Raw genomic sequence first — 14,214 nt, forward strand, 5'->3', positions numbered from 1 at the left:
AGCGTACGTGGGGCGGGACGTTACTGCGCGGCGGGCCGTCCCGTCTCCTGCGCCCTCCTGCCGTTCCTCCCGTTCCGGGTGAGCGGGTAGCAGGCGAGGCCGATCAGCACGGCGGTGAAGTGGCCCAGATCGGTGAAGGTGCGGCCGGTGATCAGCGGCACGCCGTAGAAGACGAGGACGGCGAAGACGTACGCGTACCGCCACAGGAGCGGAACGCGGTACGTGAGGACGGCGACCACCCCGGCCAGCGCGTAACTGACGCCGACGTCCAGGGCGTCGGCCGCGGACGGCGGGGCGTGCCCGTGCCGGATCGCCCAGGCCAGGACGCCTTGGCTGATGAGGGTGGCCAGCACGTGCGACAGGACCACGACGGCCAGCCAGCGCAGGGTGCCGAGCCAGTGCTCGGCGGTGGCGTGGAAGACGGTGAACAGCACGGCGTACGGGAGCCAGCGGCCGCCGTCGATCCACAGGGCGCTGGAGACGAGGACGCGCACCGGGTTCTGCGACAGCTCGTGGATGCTGGTGGAGCGCCGGCGCAGGAAGTCGTCCTCGAAGGCGGGCGACATCTGGTGCAGGACGACGGTGGTGACGAAGAGGACGCCCAGCCAGACGTACGTGCCGGGGGCGGTGGCGATCCAGCGGCGGACGGCGGCGGTGGCGGCCAGGGCTCTTCCCCGGGGGCCGCCGGGCCCCACCGTGCGCGGGCGGTCCGGCGGCCGGCTTCCCGGCTGTTCTCGGGGCATGGCCCGATTGACGCATGTCTCTAGGATCGGCGGCGTGATCGACATCCCGGACGAGCTGATCGCCACTCAGTCCCATTTCAACGGAGCGGCCGGGCGGGCCTTCGTCGCCGGTCTGCCGGACCTCGCCGCGAACTGCCTGGAGCGGTGGGGGCTGCGGCCCGACGGCCCCTCGATGTACGGGATGTGCGCGCTGGTCCTGCCGGTGGTGCGGGAGGCGGACGGGCGGCCGGCCGCGCTGAAACTCCAGCTCGTGGACGAGGAGACGGTGGACGAGCCCGTCGCGCTGCGGGCGTGGAGCGCCGCGGGGGCCGGGGCGGTGGAGCTGCTCGACCATGACCCGGAGACCGGTGCGCTGCTGCTGGAACGGCTCGACGAGCGGCGGCCGTTGTCCGGCGAGGCCGAGGTGCGGGGCGCGGTGACGGTGCTCGGCGCGGTGCTGGCCCGGCTGGTGGCGGTGCCCGCGCCGGCGGGGCTGCGCACGCTGGGCGGGGTGGTGGAGCGGATGCTCGCCGCGGTGCCGGACGCGGTGGGCCTGCTGGCCGACGCCGCGGACCGGCGGCTGCTCGCGGACTGCGCGGCGGCGGTGCGGGAGGTGGCGGGGGAGCCGGGGGACCGGCTGCTGCACTGGGACCTGCACTACGACAACGTCCTGGCCGGGCGCGCGGACGCCGGGCGGGCCGGGGCGTGGGTGGCGATCGACCCGAAGCCGCTCGCGGGCGACCCGGGCTTCGAGCTGTTCCCGGCGCTGGACAACCTCTTCGACGCGGGGGAGGTGCTGTGGCGGTTCGACGCGCTGACGGAGGCGCTCGGCCTGGACCGGGAGCGGGCGCGGGCCTGGACGCTGGGGCGGGTGCTCCAGAACGGGCTGTGGGCGGCCGAGGACGGGGAGCTCCGCCTCTCGCCCGACCATGCGGAGATCGCGCGGCGGCTGCTGGGGCGGTGAGGGCGGTGGCGGCGCGTCCCCCGGGGTCACGGCTCCAGGACGACCTTGCCCATCGTGCCCCGGGTCTCCAGCGCCCGGTGGGCGGCGGCGGCTTCGGCGAGGGGGAAGCGCTGGACGGCGGGCCGCAGCCGGCCGGCCGCCGCCTCGGCGAGGGCCCGGGTCTCCAGTGCGCGCAGCCCGCCGCCCCTCTCGATCATCTGCGGCCCGAGGACCGATGCGGACGTGATGGAGCGGGCGGCCAGCTCCTCGGCGGTGAAGGTGAGCGGGCCCCCGCCGCGGAGCCCTTCGCCGGACCAGCCGTAGACGACGTGCTGCCCGCCGGGGCCGAGCAGGCCGACGGCGGCGCGGGCGGTGGTTCCGCCGACGGAGTCGTAGACGACGGTGGCCCGCAGGCCGTTGGCGTCGAGGAAGGCGCGGGCGCGGCCGGGCCAGTCGGGGCGGGTGTAGTCCAGGGCGAGGTCCGCGCCGTCGGCCTCCGTCCGCGCCACCTTCGCCGGGCCGCCGGCCAGCGCGATCACGGTGGCCCCGGCGTTCTTCGCGTACTGGACGACGAGGGTGCCGATGCCGCCCGCCGCCGCGGTGACGACGACCACGGAATCCGGGCCGAGCGGGGTGGACCCGAGGATGCCGAGGGCGGTGCGTCCGGTGCCGATCATGGCGACGGCCCCGGCGGCGTCGAGCCCCTCGGGGATCTCGTGGAGCCGGTCCGCCCCGGCGACGGTGAGCTCGGCGTATCCGCCCGGGGCGGTGCCGATGTGGACGACGACGCGCCGGCCGAGCCAGCCGGTGTCGACGCCCTCGCCGAGCGACTCGACGGTCCCGGCGACCTCGCGGCCGGGGATGGTGGGGAGTTCGACGGGCGCGGGGTAGGGCCCGCGCTCGCCCTCCCGCAGGGCGGTGTCCAGGAGGTGCACCCCGGCCGCGGCCACGGCGATGCGGACCTGGCCGGGGCCGGGGACGGGGTCCTCGGTCTGCTCGAGCACGAGGTTCTCGGCGGGGCCGAAGGCGTGGAGGCGTACGGCGTGCATGGAGGGCTCCCTCGGGTGGGTGGGCGAGCCGTGCCCCTCCTCGGGCGGCGGGTCGGCTCTGCCCCCACCCTCGTACCTCAGGTCCGGTTGAGGTCAACCCCGGTCGCGGGGCGCTGTGCGGCGGCCTTCACGGCGAGCATCGCGGCTTCGAGGCCGCTGGTGAAGGAGACCTCGCTGAGGAGTCCGGGGGCGGCCACCTGGTCGCCCGCGAGGAAGATCCCGTTGCCCCGGATCACGGAGGGCCGGTCCCGCCAGGTGGTGCCGGGGCGGTCGACGGCCCCGGTGCGCCCGTCGGCCAGCGCCTCGACGCGCCAGGTGGTGCGCTCCCGCCAGCCGGGGAAGCCGAGGTCGAGGAGCTCCTCGGCGCGGGCGGTCCCCGCCGCCCTGCGCGCGTCGGGGCCGATCGGGAACTGCCCCTGGAGCAGCTGTTCGCCGGCCGGTGCGAGGCCCGGGTCCTGCGCGGTGAACCGTTCCAGCCAGCCGGGCGCGTCCAGGTCCGACACGACGAACGCGTCGCCGCGCCGGGTGCGCACCGCCACGTCCACGAGGACGGTGCGGCCGCTCTCCCAGGTGAGGGACGCGTCGTCGAGGAGGACCCGGGCGGAGTCGAGGGAGGTCGCGACGATCACCGGTCCGGTCCGGGCCAGCTCGCCGAGCGCCCGGGTGTCGACGCGGGCGCCCGTCTCGATGGCGACGCCGAGGCCGCGGGCGTGCGTGGCCAGCCGCTCGACGAGCCGCGCCCAGCCGCCGACCGGGTAGCGGGCCTCGGGCGGGAGCGACGCCAGGCGGTGGAAGCGCTCCTGGACGAACCGGGCGGAGAGCGCCCCGGGGTCGTGGTGGAAGAGCGCGGCGGCGGCGAAGTTCGCGGCGGCCCGTGCGCCCTCCTCGCCGACGTGACCCGCGGCCCAGTCCAGGAAGGTGCTGTCCACCGGGGCCGTGCGGGCGGCGCGGCGGGAGAGTCGCAGCAGGGCGGCGGGCGGCATGCTGCGGAGCGCTCCCGCCCGCCGGAAGCGGAAGCGGAGTCCTTCGCGGGGAGGCACGGAGACGATGGGGCCGAGCAGATCGCGCCGGGCCAGCCAGGCGCAGAAGGGCCCGCGCCGGTACAGGGCGTGCGGGCCCTCGTTGGCGTGGTGGGGGCCTTCGGTGGTCCTGGCCCGCCCGCCGAGGGTCCGGTGGCCCTCGTGCAGGGTGACCCGGGCGTCGGACTCGGCGGCGGTGATCGCGGCGGTCAGCCCGGCGAGGCCGCCGCCGACGATGTGGATGTGCTCCATGGCTGGAACTCCTTCGCTTCTTTGATGATGCGACGGATCGGGGGCGGCGGCTCGTGACACGGCCGGCGGGGCGTTGTCAGTGGGGTGCGTCACGATGGGGGCATGGCAGCGAGTGCGGGCAGGACGGCCAGGACGGCCAAGGGCAAGAAGGACGCCTTCGCGGCGGCGCGGCGTCCGGAGGTGCGGTTGCCGCCGCTCGTTCCCTACGACGGCGAGGGCCTGGAGCCGGACGGGGACTACGACGGGGTGCGGTTCGACGGGGTGGACCTGGCGGACGCGTCGGGCCGGGGCGCGCGGTTCATGGACTGTGCGCTGGACGGCTGCGCACTGGACCGCGCGGACCTGGCGCGGGCCCGTTTCATCGACGCGGTGCTGACGGGCGTACGGGGCGTGGGCACGGACCTCGCGGAGGCGTCGCTGCGGGACGTGGAGGTGGTGGACGCGCGGCTGGGCGGGGTGCAGCTGCACGGGGCGGTGCTGGAGCGGGTGGTGGTGCGGGGCGGCAAGATCGACTATCTGAATCTGCGCAAGGCCCGGCTGAAGGACGTCGTCTTCGAGGGCTGTGTGCTCTCCGAGCCGGATTTCGGGGACGCGCACCTGGTCCGGGTCGAGTTCCGGGACTGCGTGCTCAAGCGGGCGGACTTCAGCGGGGTCCGGATGGAGTCGGTGGACCTGCGCACGGTGGCCGAGCTGGACATCGCCCGGGGGCTGGACCGGCTGGCGGGCGCGGTGATCAGCCCGTCGCAGCTGATGGAGCTGGCCCCGGCGTTCGCCGCGCAGATCGGGGTGCGGGTGGAGGGGTGAGCCGCCGGCGTCACATCCGGGGGAAGCGGGCCTGGAGGTCCCAGACCACGGGGTTGTCGGCCAGGCCATCGTGCATATCGGCCAGGTCGGCGATCACGTCGTGCAGGAAGTCACGGGCCTCGCGGCGCAGGAGGGAGTGGCTGAAGGTGAGCGGGGGCTCGTCGCCGGGCATCCAGTCCGCCTCGACGTCGACCCAGCCGAAGCGCCGCTCGAAGATCATGACGTCCGAGGACTCGGTGAAGTCCAGCTCCGCGTACTGCCGCCGGTGCGAGCGGTTGCCGCGCGGGTCCTGGTCGATCTGCTCGACGATGTCGCACAGCGCCCACGCGAAGTCGAGCACCGGCACCCACCCCCAGGCTGTGGACACCTCGCGGTCCGCCTTGGTGTCCGCGAGGTAGACGTCGCCGGAGAACAGATCGTGCCGCAGCGCGCGGACGTCCGCGCGGCGGTAGTCGGTCTGCGGGGGATCGGGGAAGCGACGGGAGAGGGAGTAGCCGATGTCGAGCACGCGTCGATGGTGTCATGCCTGTTCGGGGCGGGCCGACCGCGAGGGCGGGGCCGGGAGTCCGCCGGGTCAGGGCAGCAGGCGCTGTTCCTTCGCGACCGACACCGCGCCCGCCCGGGTGTCGACGCCGAGCTTGTCGTAGATCCGGCCGAGGTGCGTCTTGACCGTGGCCTCGCTGATGAACAGGGCGCGGGCGATGTCGCGGTTGCCGAGCCCCTGGGACAGCTGGGCCAGGATGTCGCGTTCGCGGTCGGTGAGGCTGGGCCGGGGGCTGCGCATGCGGGCCATGACCCGGCTGGCGACGGGGGCCGAGAGCGTGGTGCGGCCCTGGGCGGCGGACCGGATCGCGGCGAACAGCTCCTCGGGGCGCTCCGCCTTCAGCAGATAGCCGGTCGCCCCCGCCTCGATGGCCCGGGTGATGTCGGCGTCGGTGTCGTAGGTGGTCAGCACCAGGACGTGGACCGTGCCGTCGGCCGCGATGCGGCGGGTCGCCTCGACGCCGTCGATGCCCTCGCCCAGCTGGAGGTCCATGAGGACCACGTCCGGGGCGAGCCGGGCGGCGAGCACCACGGCCTCCTCGCCGCTGCCGGCCTCGCCGACGACCTCGATGTCCGGTTCGCTGCCGAGGAGGGCGAGGAGTCCGGCGCGGACGACCACGTGGTCGTCGCAGAGCAGGATGCGTACGGGGGCTGGCTGCGGGTCTTGGCCGGTCATGCGGGGTCCTCCGGGGCGGTGAGAGGGGCGGGCGCGAGCGGGACGGCGGCCGAGAGGACCGTGCCCTCGCCCGGGGCCGACTCGATGGTGAGCGTTCCGCCGAGCTGCCGCACACGGGCCCGGATCGCCGGGAGCCCGTGGCCGCGCACGGTGTCGGGGCTGCGGACGGGCGCGGGCTCCACGGTGAAGCCGCGGCCGTTGTCGCCGATGTCGAGGACCACCCGGTCGTCGAGGTGCGTCAGGGTCAGCCCGGCGGCGGAGGCCCCGGCGTGCTCCCGCACATTGGCCAGAGCCCCCTGGGCGATGCGCAGCAGGGCGGACTGCACCCGGTCCGGCAGCGGGGCGTGCGGGGTGCCCTCCACGTGGCAGTGGACGGTGAGCGAGCCCTGCGCCTGGGCGCTCTCGCGGGCGGCGAGCGCGTGCAGGGCGGCCTCCAGGCCGCCGCCCTCCGCCAGGTCGGCCGGGGCCAGGTCGTGGACGAAGCGGCGGGCCTCGGCGAGGTTGCGCTCCGCGATGCCGGTGGCCGTACGGACATGACGGCGGGCGGCGTCCGGGTCGGCGGCCCAGGTGCGGTCGGCGGCCTGGAGCAGCATCTGCTGGCTGGACAGGCCCTGGGCCAGGGTGTCGTGGATCTCCATGGAGAGCCGCTGGCGCTCGGCGAGGGTCCCCTCGCGGCGTTCGGTGGCGGCCAGTTCGCGCCGGGTCCGCAGCAGGTCGTCGATCAGCTCGCGCTGACGGACGGCCAGTTCCCGCTGGCGTACCGCCTGGCGCTGCATATGGACGAAGACGGCGGTCGCCACGGCGGCCACCGCGGGCGGGGCCAGCACCAGGTTCGGGTCGAACCCGGTGGCCAGGCGCAGTTGCGCGGCCACGACGAACGCGGTGAGCAGGGCGACGAGCGCCAGCGCCGCGCGCGGCGGCAGGATGCGCAGCCCGGTGTAGAACAGCGGCACCGCGCACCACGCGAAGCTCGGCGCGAGGACGACCAGCACCATCCAGACCAGGACGAGCACCCCGAGCCAGGTGAGCCGGCGCGGGGTGGGGCGCGAGCCGAGGACGGGCCCCAGGAGGTACAGCACCGCCAGGGTGATCGACAGGGCGATGATCCACGGGGTGCGGGCCTCGCCGGGGTGCCGCATCAGGAACCGGGTCAGCGAGGCGCCGAGCAGCAGGAAGAACGCGGCGTGCATGAGGAGCGCGAGCCAGCGCGCGTCGGGGTCGAAGCCCGTGGGCCCGCCCTCTTCCGCACCCGCACCCGTGTCCGTGGGCGGGTCCGGGGCCGCGTGCGCCGATTCGCTGCGGTGCTGCACCTCGTACCTCGCGTTCCTAGCCGTCGGACGCCCGCCGGACGCACGTCGCACGCCCGCCGGACGCCGACGACCGCTGCTGACCTGCGCGGATCTCTCCAGGGTGGCCCGGTCCGACCACCCTCGCATCAACCGATCGGCTGACAGGGGCGTCAGCCGTCCCGCGCGCCGCTTCCAGCCGGTACGTCGACCGTACGGGGCCGGATCCGCCGGGAGGATCGATACCAGAGCGAAACGCCCGGACCACCTTCGGGCCGCGCCGACCGAACCACACCGGGCCGCCCCGGATCACCAAGGAGCCACCATGAAGAAGCTGTCGCTGCGCACCCGTGTCGTCACCGGCGCCGTCGTCGTCGCCCTCGGGGCCGGCACGTTCGGCGCGATGTCCGCGAGCGCCTCCTCCCCGGCGGCCGCGCCCGCCGCCGCGGTCAAGGCCGACACGAGCAACCGCAACCTCCAGCAGAGCACGCACCTGACCGTGGCCGCCGCCACCAAGGCCGCGCAGGCCACGCTGGACGCCGCGAAGAAGGAGAACCAGCGGGTCTCCGTCGCGGTCGTCGACCGCAACGGCAACACCATCGTCACCCTGCGCGGCGACGGCGCGGGCCCGCAGTCGCCCGAGTCCGCGGTGAAGAAGGCGTACACCGCCGTCTCCTGGAACGCGCCGACCTCCGAGCTGGTCGAGCGCCTGGAGCAGGCCCCGAACCTGAAGGACATCCCCGGCACCCTGTTCCTCGCGGGCGGCGCGCCGGTGAAGGCCAAGGACGCCCCGGTGGCGGGCATCGGCGTGGCCGGCGCCCCCAGCGGCGACCTCGACGAGAAGTTCGCCCAGGCGGGCGTCGCCGCCCTCGCCCGGTAGTCACCTCCGCACAGCCGAGAACGGAGTACCCATGAACGCCCTCGATCACGCCCTGCTCACCGCCGCGCGCACCGGCGACCCCGAAGGTGTGCGCACCGCGATCGAGGGCGGTGCCCAGGTCGACGTCCGCGACGAGGAGCTGCGCACCCCGCTGCTCCTCGCCGTCCACGGCGACCACGTCGAGGCGGCCCGGCTGCTCGTGGCGGCCGGGGCCGACCCGAACGCCCAGGACCGGCGCGAGGAGAGTCCGTGGCTGGCCACCGGGGTCACCGGCAGCGTCGCGATGCTGCACGTCCTGCTGCCGGCCGGCCCGGACCTGACCCTGCGCAACCGGTTCGGCGGCGTCTGCCTCATCCCGGCGAGCGAACGCGGCCATGCCGGTTACGTACGGGAGGTGCTGCGGGTCACCGACATCGACGTCGACCACGTCAACCGGCTCGGCTGGACCGCCCTGCTGGAGGCGGTGATCCTCGGCGAGGGCGGCCGGGCGCACCAGGAGGTCGTGGAGCTGCTGCTCGCGGCCGGGGCGACCCGGGACCTGCCGGACGGCGACGGGGTGACGCCCCTGGCCCACGCCGAGCGACGCGGCTTCGCCGAGCTGGCCGCCCTGCTGCGGGACGCCACGTGACCGGGCCCGGCAGCCCCGGCGCGGCTCTGCCCGCCCTCGGCCCCGGCGCGGCCCTGCCCGCCCCGGGCCTCGACGCCCTGCCCGCCCCCGCCCCCGACGCCCCCGACGCCCGCGCCGCCCTCCGCGCCCCCGGCCCCCGCCGAGTTCGCCGTGGCCACCGAGCCCGCCGTCTCGCGTTCGGGCTTCTCGCCGCCGCGCTGCTCGCCGGGTGCGCGGCCGGCACCACGGAAGCGGCCCCGGGCGTCCCGGACGGGTCCGCCGCGCCGAGCGCCGTGGCGAGCCCCGACCCCTCCCGGGCCCCCACCGGCCGCACCGCCGAGGGCACCCTCCTCGTCGCCGACTTCGGCGGCGACACCGTGACCTTCGTCGATCCCGGCCGGGACGGGTCCGGCGAGGGCGGCGCCCCCATCGCCTCGGTCCGGGTCGGCACCGCGCCCTACGGCCTCGTCGTCGGCGAGGACGGGCGGGCCTGGGTCGCCACCGCCGAGGGCGTCGCGGTCCTCGACACACGGCAGCGGACCCGGCTCGCGCTCGTCCCGTACGAGACGGAGTCCGGCCCGGTCACCACCGGTGAGTACCGGGGCGGCGGCATGGGCATCGCCCTGGCCCCGGACGGGAAGCACGTCTACGTCGGGGTCAACGTGCCCGGCGGCGACGGCGCGGTCGAGGTCATCGACACCGCGACCCGCGAGGTCACCGGCACCGCGCCGGTCGGCCTGCGCCCCTTCGACGTGGACGTGTCGCCGGACGGCCGCGAGGTGTACGCCACCGATCACGACTCCTTCGACGTGACGGCGGTGGACGCCGCATCGCTGGAGACCCGGCGCATGGAGGTCGCCCCGTACGGCACGGAGGGCGGGCTCGGCTCCTGGCTGAAGCCGCACTACGCCGTCGTGCGCCCCGAGGACGGCAAGCTGCTGCTGCCCTTCGAGGGGGAGCGGCTCGCGGTCCTCGACCCGCGTACCGGCGAGGTGGCCATCGAGCCGATGACCGCCAACACCCACCAGCACGGCGCGGCCCTGACCCCCGACGGCACCCTCCTCGTGGTGGGCACCGGCCCGATCGGCGCGGACGACGCGGAACCCTCGCTCACCGTCCGCGCCCCCGACGGCAAGGAGCGGGTCGTCCCGCTGGACGGGCCGCACGAGGACGTGGCGGTGTCGAAGGACGGCCGGACGGCGTACGTCACCGGCGGCTTCACCCGCGACGGGTTCTGGAACGGGATCACGGTCGTCGACCTGGACGACGAGGAGAGCGAGCCGGTCCGCCTGCGGGCGGGCAACCGGCCGCTCGGTATCGCCGTCCTCTGAGCTGGAGCCGCCCGTTCTTCCCCCGAGGCGGGCGGCTCCTTTCCCGGGCCCCGGAGTCGGACATTCCGGCTCCGGCGCGGCTCGTAGGATCGACGGCGTGGATCACCGAACCCCGGCCCCCGCCCCCGCCCCGGCCCGGCGGCGCACCGCCCACGCCCCGGTGCTGATCGCCCTCGCCCTGGCCCTCATCGGCGGCGGCTGCACGGGCGGGGTCGAGGGAACCCCGGGCGCCGCCGGACTGCGCGATCCGTACTTCCCCGGGCTCGGCAACGGCGGCTACGACGTCACCCACTACGGCCTGGAGCTGGACGTCGACCCCGCCGCCCACCATCTGCGCGGCACGGCCACCATCACCGCCCGCGCCACCCAGGACCTGAGCGCCTTCCACCTCGACCTGGCCGGGCTCGACGTGGACGGCGCGACCGTCGAGGGCCGCCCGGCCGCCGTGAACCGGGCGGGCCACGAACTGACGCTGCGCCCGGCGGCCGGGGTCGAGGACCGGCTGCGCGAGGGGCGCACGTTCACCGCCGTCGTGCGCTACTCCGGTTCCCCCGAGGCCATCACCGACGCGGACGGGGAGCGGGAGGGCTGGCTGCGGACGGCGGACGGCGCGGTGGCCCTCGGTGAGCCGACCGGGTCCATGGCCTGGTTCCCCGGCAACCACCACCCGAGCGACAAGGCCGCCTACGACGTCGGGATCACCGTTCCCGAGGGGCTGGCGGGGATCTCCAACGGGAGGCTGGTGTCCCGGCGCACGGTCAACGGTCGCACCGCCTTCCGCTGGCGGACCGCCGAACCGATGGCGAGCTATCTGGCGACCGTCGCCGTGGGCCGGTTCACCACCCGGCAGTCGCGCACGCCCGACGGCATCCGCCTGTTCACCGCCGTGGACCCGGAGTCGGCGGCGGCGAGCGAGGACGTGCTGGCACGGATCCCGGCGGTGCTGAAGTGGTCGGCGGCGAAGTTCGGCCCCTACCCCTTCACGTCCGCCGGGGCGATCGTGGAGCGGACGGGCGACTCGACGTACGCCCTGGAGACCCAGAACCGGCCCGTCTTCCCCGGCCCGCCCGACACCGCACTGCTGGTCCACGAGATGGCCCACCAGTGGTTCGGGAACTCCGTCACCCCCGCCACCTGGCGGGACATGTGGCTGAACGAGGGCTTCGCGACGTACGCGGAGTGGCTCTGGTCCGCCGATCACGAGGACGTGCCCGTCCAGGAGAGCTTCGACGAGGCGTACGCCGACGACGGGAACTGGGCGTTCCCGCCCGCCGATCCGCCGTCCGCCATCGACCTCTCCGACCCGCCCGTCTACGGGCGCGGGGCGATGGTCGTGCACCGCGTCCGGCTCGCCATGGACGACGACAGGGCGTTCTTCGCACTGGTCAGGGGATGGACGAAGGCCCACCGGCACGGCAACGCGTCGACCGCCGACTTCACCGCGTACGTGGAGCGTGCGACGGGCCAGGACCTGACGGAGCTGTGGGACGCCTGGCTGTACGGCGGAAGCCGGCCGCCCGCGAAGGGGTGACCGGCTTCCGTGTCTCCGTGCGACGGGGTTACTTGACGTTGACCCCGGTCCAGGTGGCCGAGACCGCCTTCAGCTCCTCGCTGTCCGCGCCGAACAGGTCGGTCGCCGCCTTCTCGGTCGCGACGCGCGCGCCCGCGTAGTCGGTGGTGGAGGTCATGTAGACGGAGAGGGCCTTGTACCAGATCTGGTACGCCTTCTCCCGGCCGATGCCCGTCAGCGTCGAGCCGTCGGAGGTCGGGGAGTCGTAGTCGACGCCGTTGACGGTCTTCTTCCCGCTGCCCTCGGAGAGCAGGTAGAAGAAGTGGTTGGCGACGCCGGAGGAGTAGTGGACGTCCAGGTCGCCGAGGTTCTCGTCCCAGAAGTCGGCCGAGTTGCCGTCCTTGCTCGGCTGGTCCATGTAGCGCAGCGGGGTGCCGTCGCCGTTGATGTCGATCTTCTCGCCTATGAGGTAGTCGCCGGCGTCCGTGGCGTTGTCGGCGAAGAACTCCACCGAGGCGCCGAGGATGTCGCTGGTCGCCTCGTTGAGACCGCCGGACTCGCCCGCGTAGTCCAGGTTGGCGGTGGCGGCGGTGAGGCCGTGGGTCATCTCGTGGGCCGCGACGTCGATGGAGGTGAGGGCGTTCTTGTTGCCCTCGCCGTCGCCGTACGTCATGCAGAAGCAGCTGTCGTCCCAGAAGGCGTTGACGTACGCGTTGCCGTAGTGGACCCGGGAGTACGCGGCCTTGCCGTCGCCCGCGATGCCGTCGCGTCCGAGCGCCGTCTTGTAGAAGTCCCAGGTCTTCGCCGCGCCGTAGTGGGCGTCGACGGCGGCGGTCTGCCGGTCGTCGCCCGTGCCGTCGCCCCAGGCGTCGTCGTCGTCCGTGACGAGTTCGCCGGTGCCGGAGGAGCCCTGGTTGAGGTCGTACGTCTTGTGGCCGCCGCGCTCGCCGTCGGTCAGCTCGAAGCCCGCGTCGGTCTTCGTGGTGGTGAGCTCGACCTCGCCGCTGTACTGGCTGTTGCCGCTGCCGGTCTCGATCGCCTCGTAGCTGTGCAGCTTCTTGCCGGTCGTGGCGTCGGTGATGGTGTGGACGCGGCTGGGCGTGCCGTCCTTCTGCACGCCCTTCTTGACGGTCTCGAAGGCGAGGACGGGGGTGCCGCTGCCGGCCCAGATCACCTTGCGGGCGCTCGCCGCGCTCTTCAGCTTCGGCGTGGTCGAGGCCACGGCTATCTTCGCCTTCGTCGCCTTGTCCACGCTCTTCAGCGTGCCGTCGGCGGCGGCGTGGGTGACGAGGTCGCCGCCGAGGACGGGCAGGCCGTCGTAGGTGCGCTCGTAGCGGGTGTGCACGGTGCCCTCGGCGTCCTTGATGACGTCGCGGACGATGAGCTTCTCCTGGCCGCCGAGCTTCAGCGTCCTGGCCGCCGAAGAGGCGTCCGACTGTGCCGACTTGATGGCCGTGGCGCGCTGCGCCGAGGGGTTCACGCCGAGCGCGGCCGCCGTGGAGGGCGTCGCGGTGGCGCGGGCGTCGTCGCCGCCGGGCGTGGCGACGGCGGATCCGGCCTGGACACCGGCGACGACCATCGCGGCGACCGCCGCGAGTGCTGCGAGCCGACGGGTGCCCCGGGCGCGGGAGTTGTGGGGGGTGGTGTGGAGGTTCATGTGTGTTCTCCGTTGGTCGTCCTGTGGGGGGACTACGAGCGGAGAGCGTGCCATCTCATGAGCGAAATTGACGGTGTGCTGACAATTGCCTCACAAGTTTTTGACCAGTTCTTGTACGAATGGGGTGCTGGGCTGTCCGGTATTCGGTGAAGTGGCGGGTTTTCGCGGCTCGGAGCGGCCGACGTGACGGTCGCTCACACGCCGGAGCCCCCGGCCGCGAATCGCGGCCGGGGGCTCCGGTGAAGCCGATGTGCGCTCGGGTCAGAGGTTGACGCCGAAGTCCTGGGCGATGCCGCGCAGACCGGAGGCGTACCCCTGGCCGACCGCGCGGAACTTCCACTCGGCGCCGTTGCGGTAGAGCTCGCCGAAGACCATGGCGGTCTCGGTGGCGGCGTCCTCGCTCAGGTCGTAGCGGGCGATCTCGGCGCCGCCGGCCTGGTTGAGGATGCGGATGTACGCGTTGCGGACCTGGCCGAAGTTCTGGCTGCGGGTCTCGGCGTCGTAGATGGAGACCGGGAAGACGATCTTGTCCACGTCGGCCGGCAGGCCCGCCAGGTTGACGTTGATCTGCTCGTCGTCGCCCTCGCCCTCACCCGTGACGTTGTCACCGGTGTGCACGATGGTCTGGTCCGGCGTCGACTTGTTGTTGAAGAAGATGAAGTGGCCGTCGGAGACGACCTTCCCCTCCGGCGTGACCGCGATCGCCGAGGCGTCGAGGTCGAAGTCGGTGCCGGTGGTGGTGCGGACGTCCCAGCCGAGGCCGACCGTAACGGCGGTAAGGCCCGGTGCCTCCTTGGTGAGCGAGACGTTGCCGCCCTTGGACAGGCTTACTGCCATGGGAAGTCCCTTTCCTCGTCGTGTGCGGGCTTCGTGCCATCACGAAAGCTACCGTCACCCGTCATAACGCAAGCAGCAGACCACGAGGTTCCTGCTCG

At 74.2% G+C, this 14,214-nt stretch carries 14 protein-coding genes; 6 read left to right on the forward strand and 8 right to left on the reverse strand.

The features are described from left to right. Positions 1 to 20: 20 nt before the first annotated feature. Positions 21 to 743 (reverse strand): rhomboid-like protein, encoded by a 723-nt coding sequence (locus tag ACH4UK_RS33680; RefSeq protein ID WP_398362553.1) that lies wholly within the window; start codon positions 741 to 743, stop codon positions 21 to 23. On the opposite strand from ACH4UK_RS33680, the gene ACH4UK_RS33685 reads away from it, so the two are divergent. After that, on the forward strand, positions 742 to 1,686 hold the full coding sequence (locus ACH4UK_RS33685) for an aminoglycoside phosphotransferase family protein (RefSeq protein WP_398362555.1): 945 nt from the start codon (positions 742 to 744) through the stop codon (positions 1,684 to 1,686). The two genes, ACH4UK_RS33680 and ACH4UK_RS33685, sit on opposite strands and share 2 nt — an antisense overlap. Positions 1,687 to 1,712: 26 nt before the next feature. Here the strand turns inward: ACH4UK_RS33685 and ACH4UK_RS33690 are convergent, their stop codons facing one another. Together ACH4UK_RS33690 and ACH4UK_RS33695 are read right to left on the reverse strand one after the other, a co-directional pair. Further along, on the reverse strand, positions 1,713 to 2,714 hold the full coding sequence (locus ACH4UK_RS33690; protein ID WP_398362557.1) for a zinc-binding dehydrogenase: 1,002 nt from the start codon (positions 2,712 to 2,714) through the stop codon (positions 1,713 to 1,715). 77 nt (positions 2,715 to 2,791) lie between these two features. Continuing rightward, a complete protein-coding gene (locus ACH4UK_RS33695) occupies positions 2,792 to 3,985 on the reverse strand; it encodes an NAD(P)-binding protein (RefSeq protein ID WP_398362559.1) in 1,194 nt (397 codons plus the stop codon). Between the two features lie 102 nt (positions 3,986 to 4,087). Here ACH4UK_RS33695 and ACH4UK_RS33700 point away from each other — a divergent pair, with 102 nt between their 5' ends. Then, positions 4,088 to 4,789 carry a pentapeptide repeat-containing protein gene (locus ACH4UK_RS33700; protein WP_398362561.1) on the forward strand — a complete coding sequence of 234 codons (702 nt, stop codon included), beginning with the start codon at positions 4,088 to 4,090 and terminating at the stop codon, positions 4,787 to 4,789. A 10-nt stretch (positions 4,790 to 4,799) separates the two neighbouring features. Here ACH4UK_RS33700 and ACH4UK_RS33705 read toward each other — a convergent pair whose 3' ends face one another. From ACH4UK_RS33705 to ACH4UK_RS33715, 3 genes are all read right to left on the reverse strand, one after another. Continuing rightward, positions 4,800 to 5,297 (reverse strand): hypothetical protein, encoded by a 498-nt coding sequence (locus tag ACH4UK_RS33705; RefSeq protein ID WP_398362563.1) that lies wholly within the window; start codon positions 5,295 to 5,297, stop codon positions 4,800 to 4,802. Positions 5,298 to 5,363: 66 nt separating this feature from the next. Continuing rightward, positions 5,364 to 6,008, reverse strand: a complete 645-nt coding sequence (locus ACH4UK_RS33710; RefSeq protein WP_398362564.1) for a response regulator — start codon at positions 6,006 to 6,008, stop codon at positions 5,364 to 5,366. After that, positions 6,005 to 7,318: a sensor histidine kinase gene (locus tag ACH4UK_RS33715; RefSeq protein ID WP_398362566.1), complete on the reverse strand. Its 1,314-nt coding sequence runs from the start codon at positions 7,316 to 7,318 to the stop codon at positions 6,005 to 6,007. Before ACH4UK_RS33715 ends, ACH4UK_RS33710 begins: the two co-directional genes overlap by 4 nt. A gap of 301 nt (positions 7,319 to 7,619) precedes the next feature. On the opposite strand from ACH4UK_RS33715, the gene ACH4UK_RS33720 reads away from it, so the two are divergent. The 4 genes from ACH4UK_RS33720 (at position 7,620) to ACH4UK_RS33735 (ending at position 11,643) form a co-directional block, all read left to right on the forward strand. Beyond that, on the forward strand, positions 7,620 to 8,174 hold the full coding sequence (locus tag ACH4UK_RS33720; RefSeq protein WP_398362567.1) for a heme-binding protein: 555 nt from the start codon (positions 7,620 to 7,622) through the stop codon (positions 8,172 to 8,174). Between the two features lie 31 nt (positions 8,175 to 8,205). Beyond that, the gene (locus ACH4UK_RS33725) at positions 8,206 to 8,802 is read left to right on the forward strand and encodes an ankyrin repeat domain-containing protein (protein WP_398362569.1); all 597 of its coding nucleotides are present in this window, start codon (positions 8,206 to 8,208) and stop codon (positions 8,800 to 8,802) included. Continuing rightward, positions 8,799 to 10,112, forward strand: coding sequence for a YncE family protein (locus tag ACH4UK_RS33730; RefSeq protein ID WP_398362570.1), 1,314 nt, complete (start codon positions 8,799 to 8,801; stop codon positions 10,110 to 10,112). The genes ACH4UK_RS33725 and ACH4UK_RS33730 overlap by 4 nt, the downstream gene beginning before the upstream one ends. Positions 10,113 to 10,209: 97 nt before the next feature. Next, the gene (locus ACH4UK_RS33735) at positions 10,210 to 11,643 is read left to right on the forward strand and encodes a M1 family metallopeptidase (protein ID WP_398362572.1); all 1,434 of its coding nucleotides are present in this window, start codon (positions 10,210 to 10,212) and stop codon (positions 11,641 to 11,643) included. Between the two features lie 28 nt (positions 11,644 to 11,671). Here ACH4UK_RS33735 and ACH4UK_RS33740 read toward each other — a convergent pair whose 3' ends face one another. Next, positions 11,672 to 13,279: a M4 family metallopeptidase gene (locus ACH4UK_RS33740; protein ID WP_398362574.1), complete on the reverse strand. Its 1,608-nt coding sequence runs from the start codon at positions 13,277 to 13,279 to the stop codon at positions 11,672 to 11,674. 261 nt (positions 13,280 to 13,540) lie between these two features. Beyond that, entirely contained in the window at positions 13,541 to 14,116 is a 576-nt protein-coding gene (locus ACH4UK_RS33745) for a TerD family protein (protein ID WP_398362576.1), read from the reverse strand. Between the last annotated feature and the right edge of the window lie 98 nt (positions 14,117 to 14,214).

The sequence above is a fragment of the Streptomyces sp. NPDC020884 genome (assembly GCF_044333935.1).
In the GTDB taxonomy this organism is placed as follows: domain Bacteria; phylum Actinomycetota; class Actinomycetes; order Streptomycetales; family Streptomycetaceae; genus Streptomyces.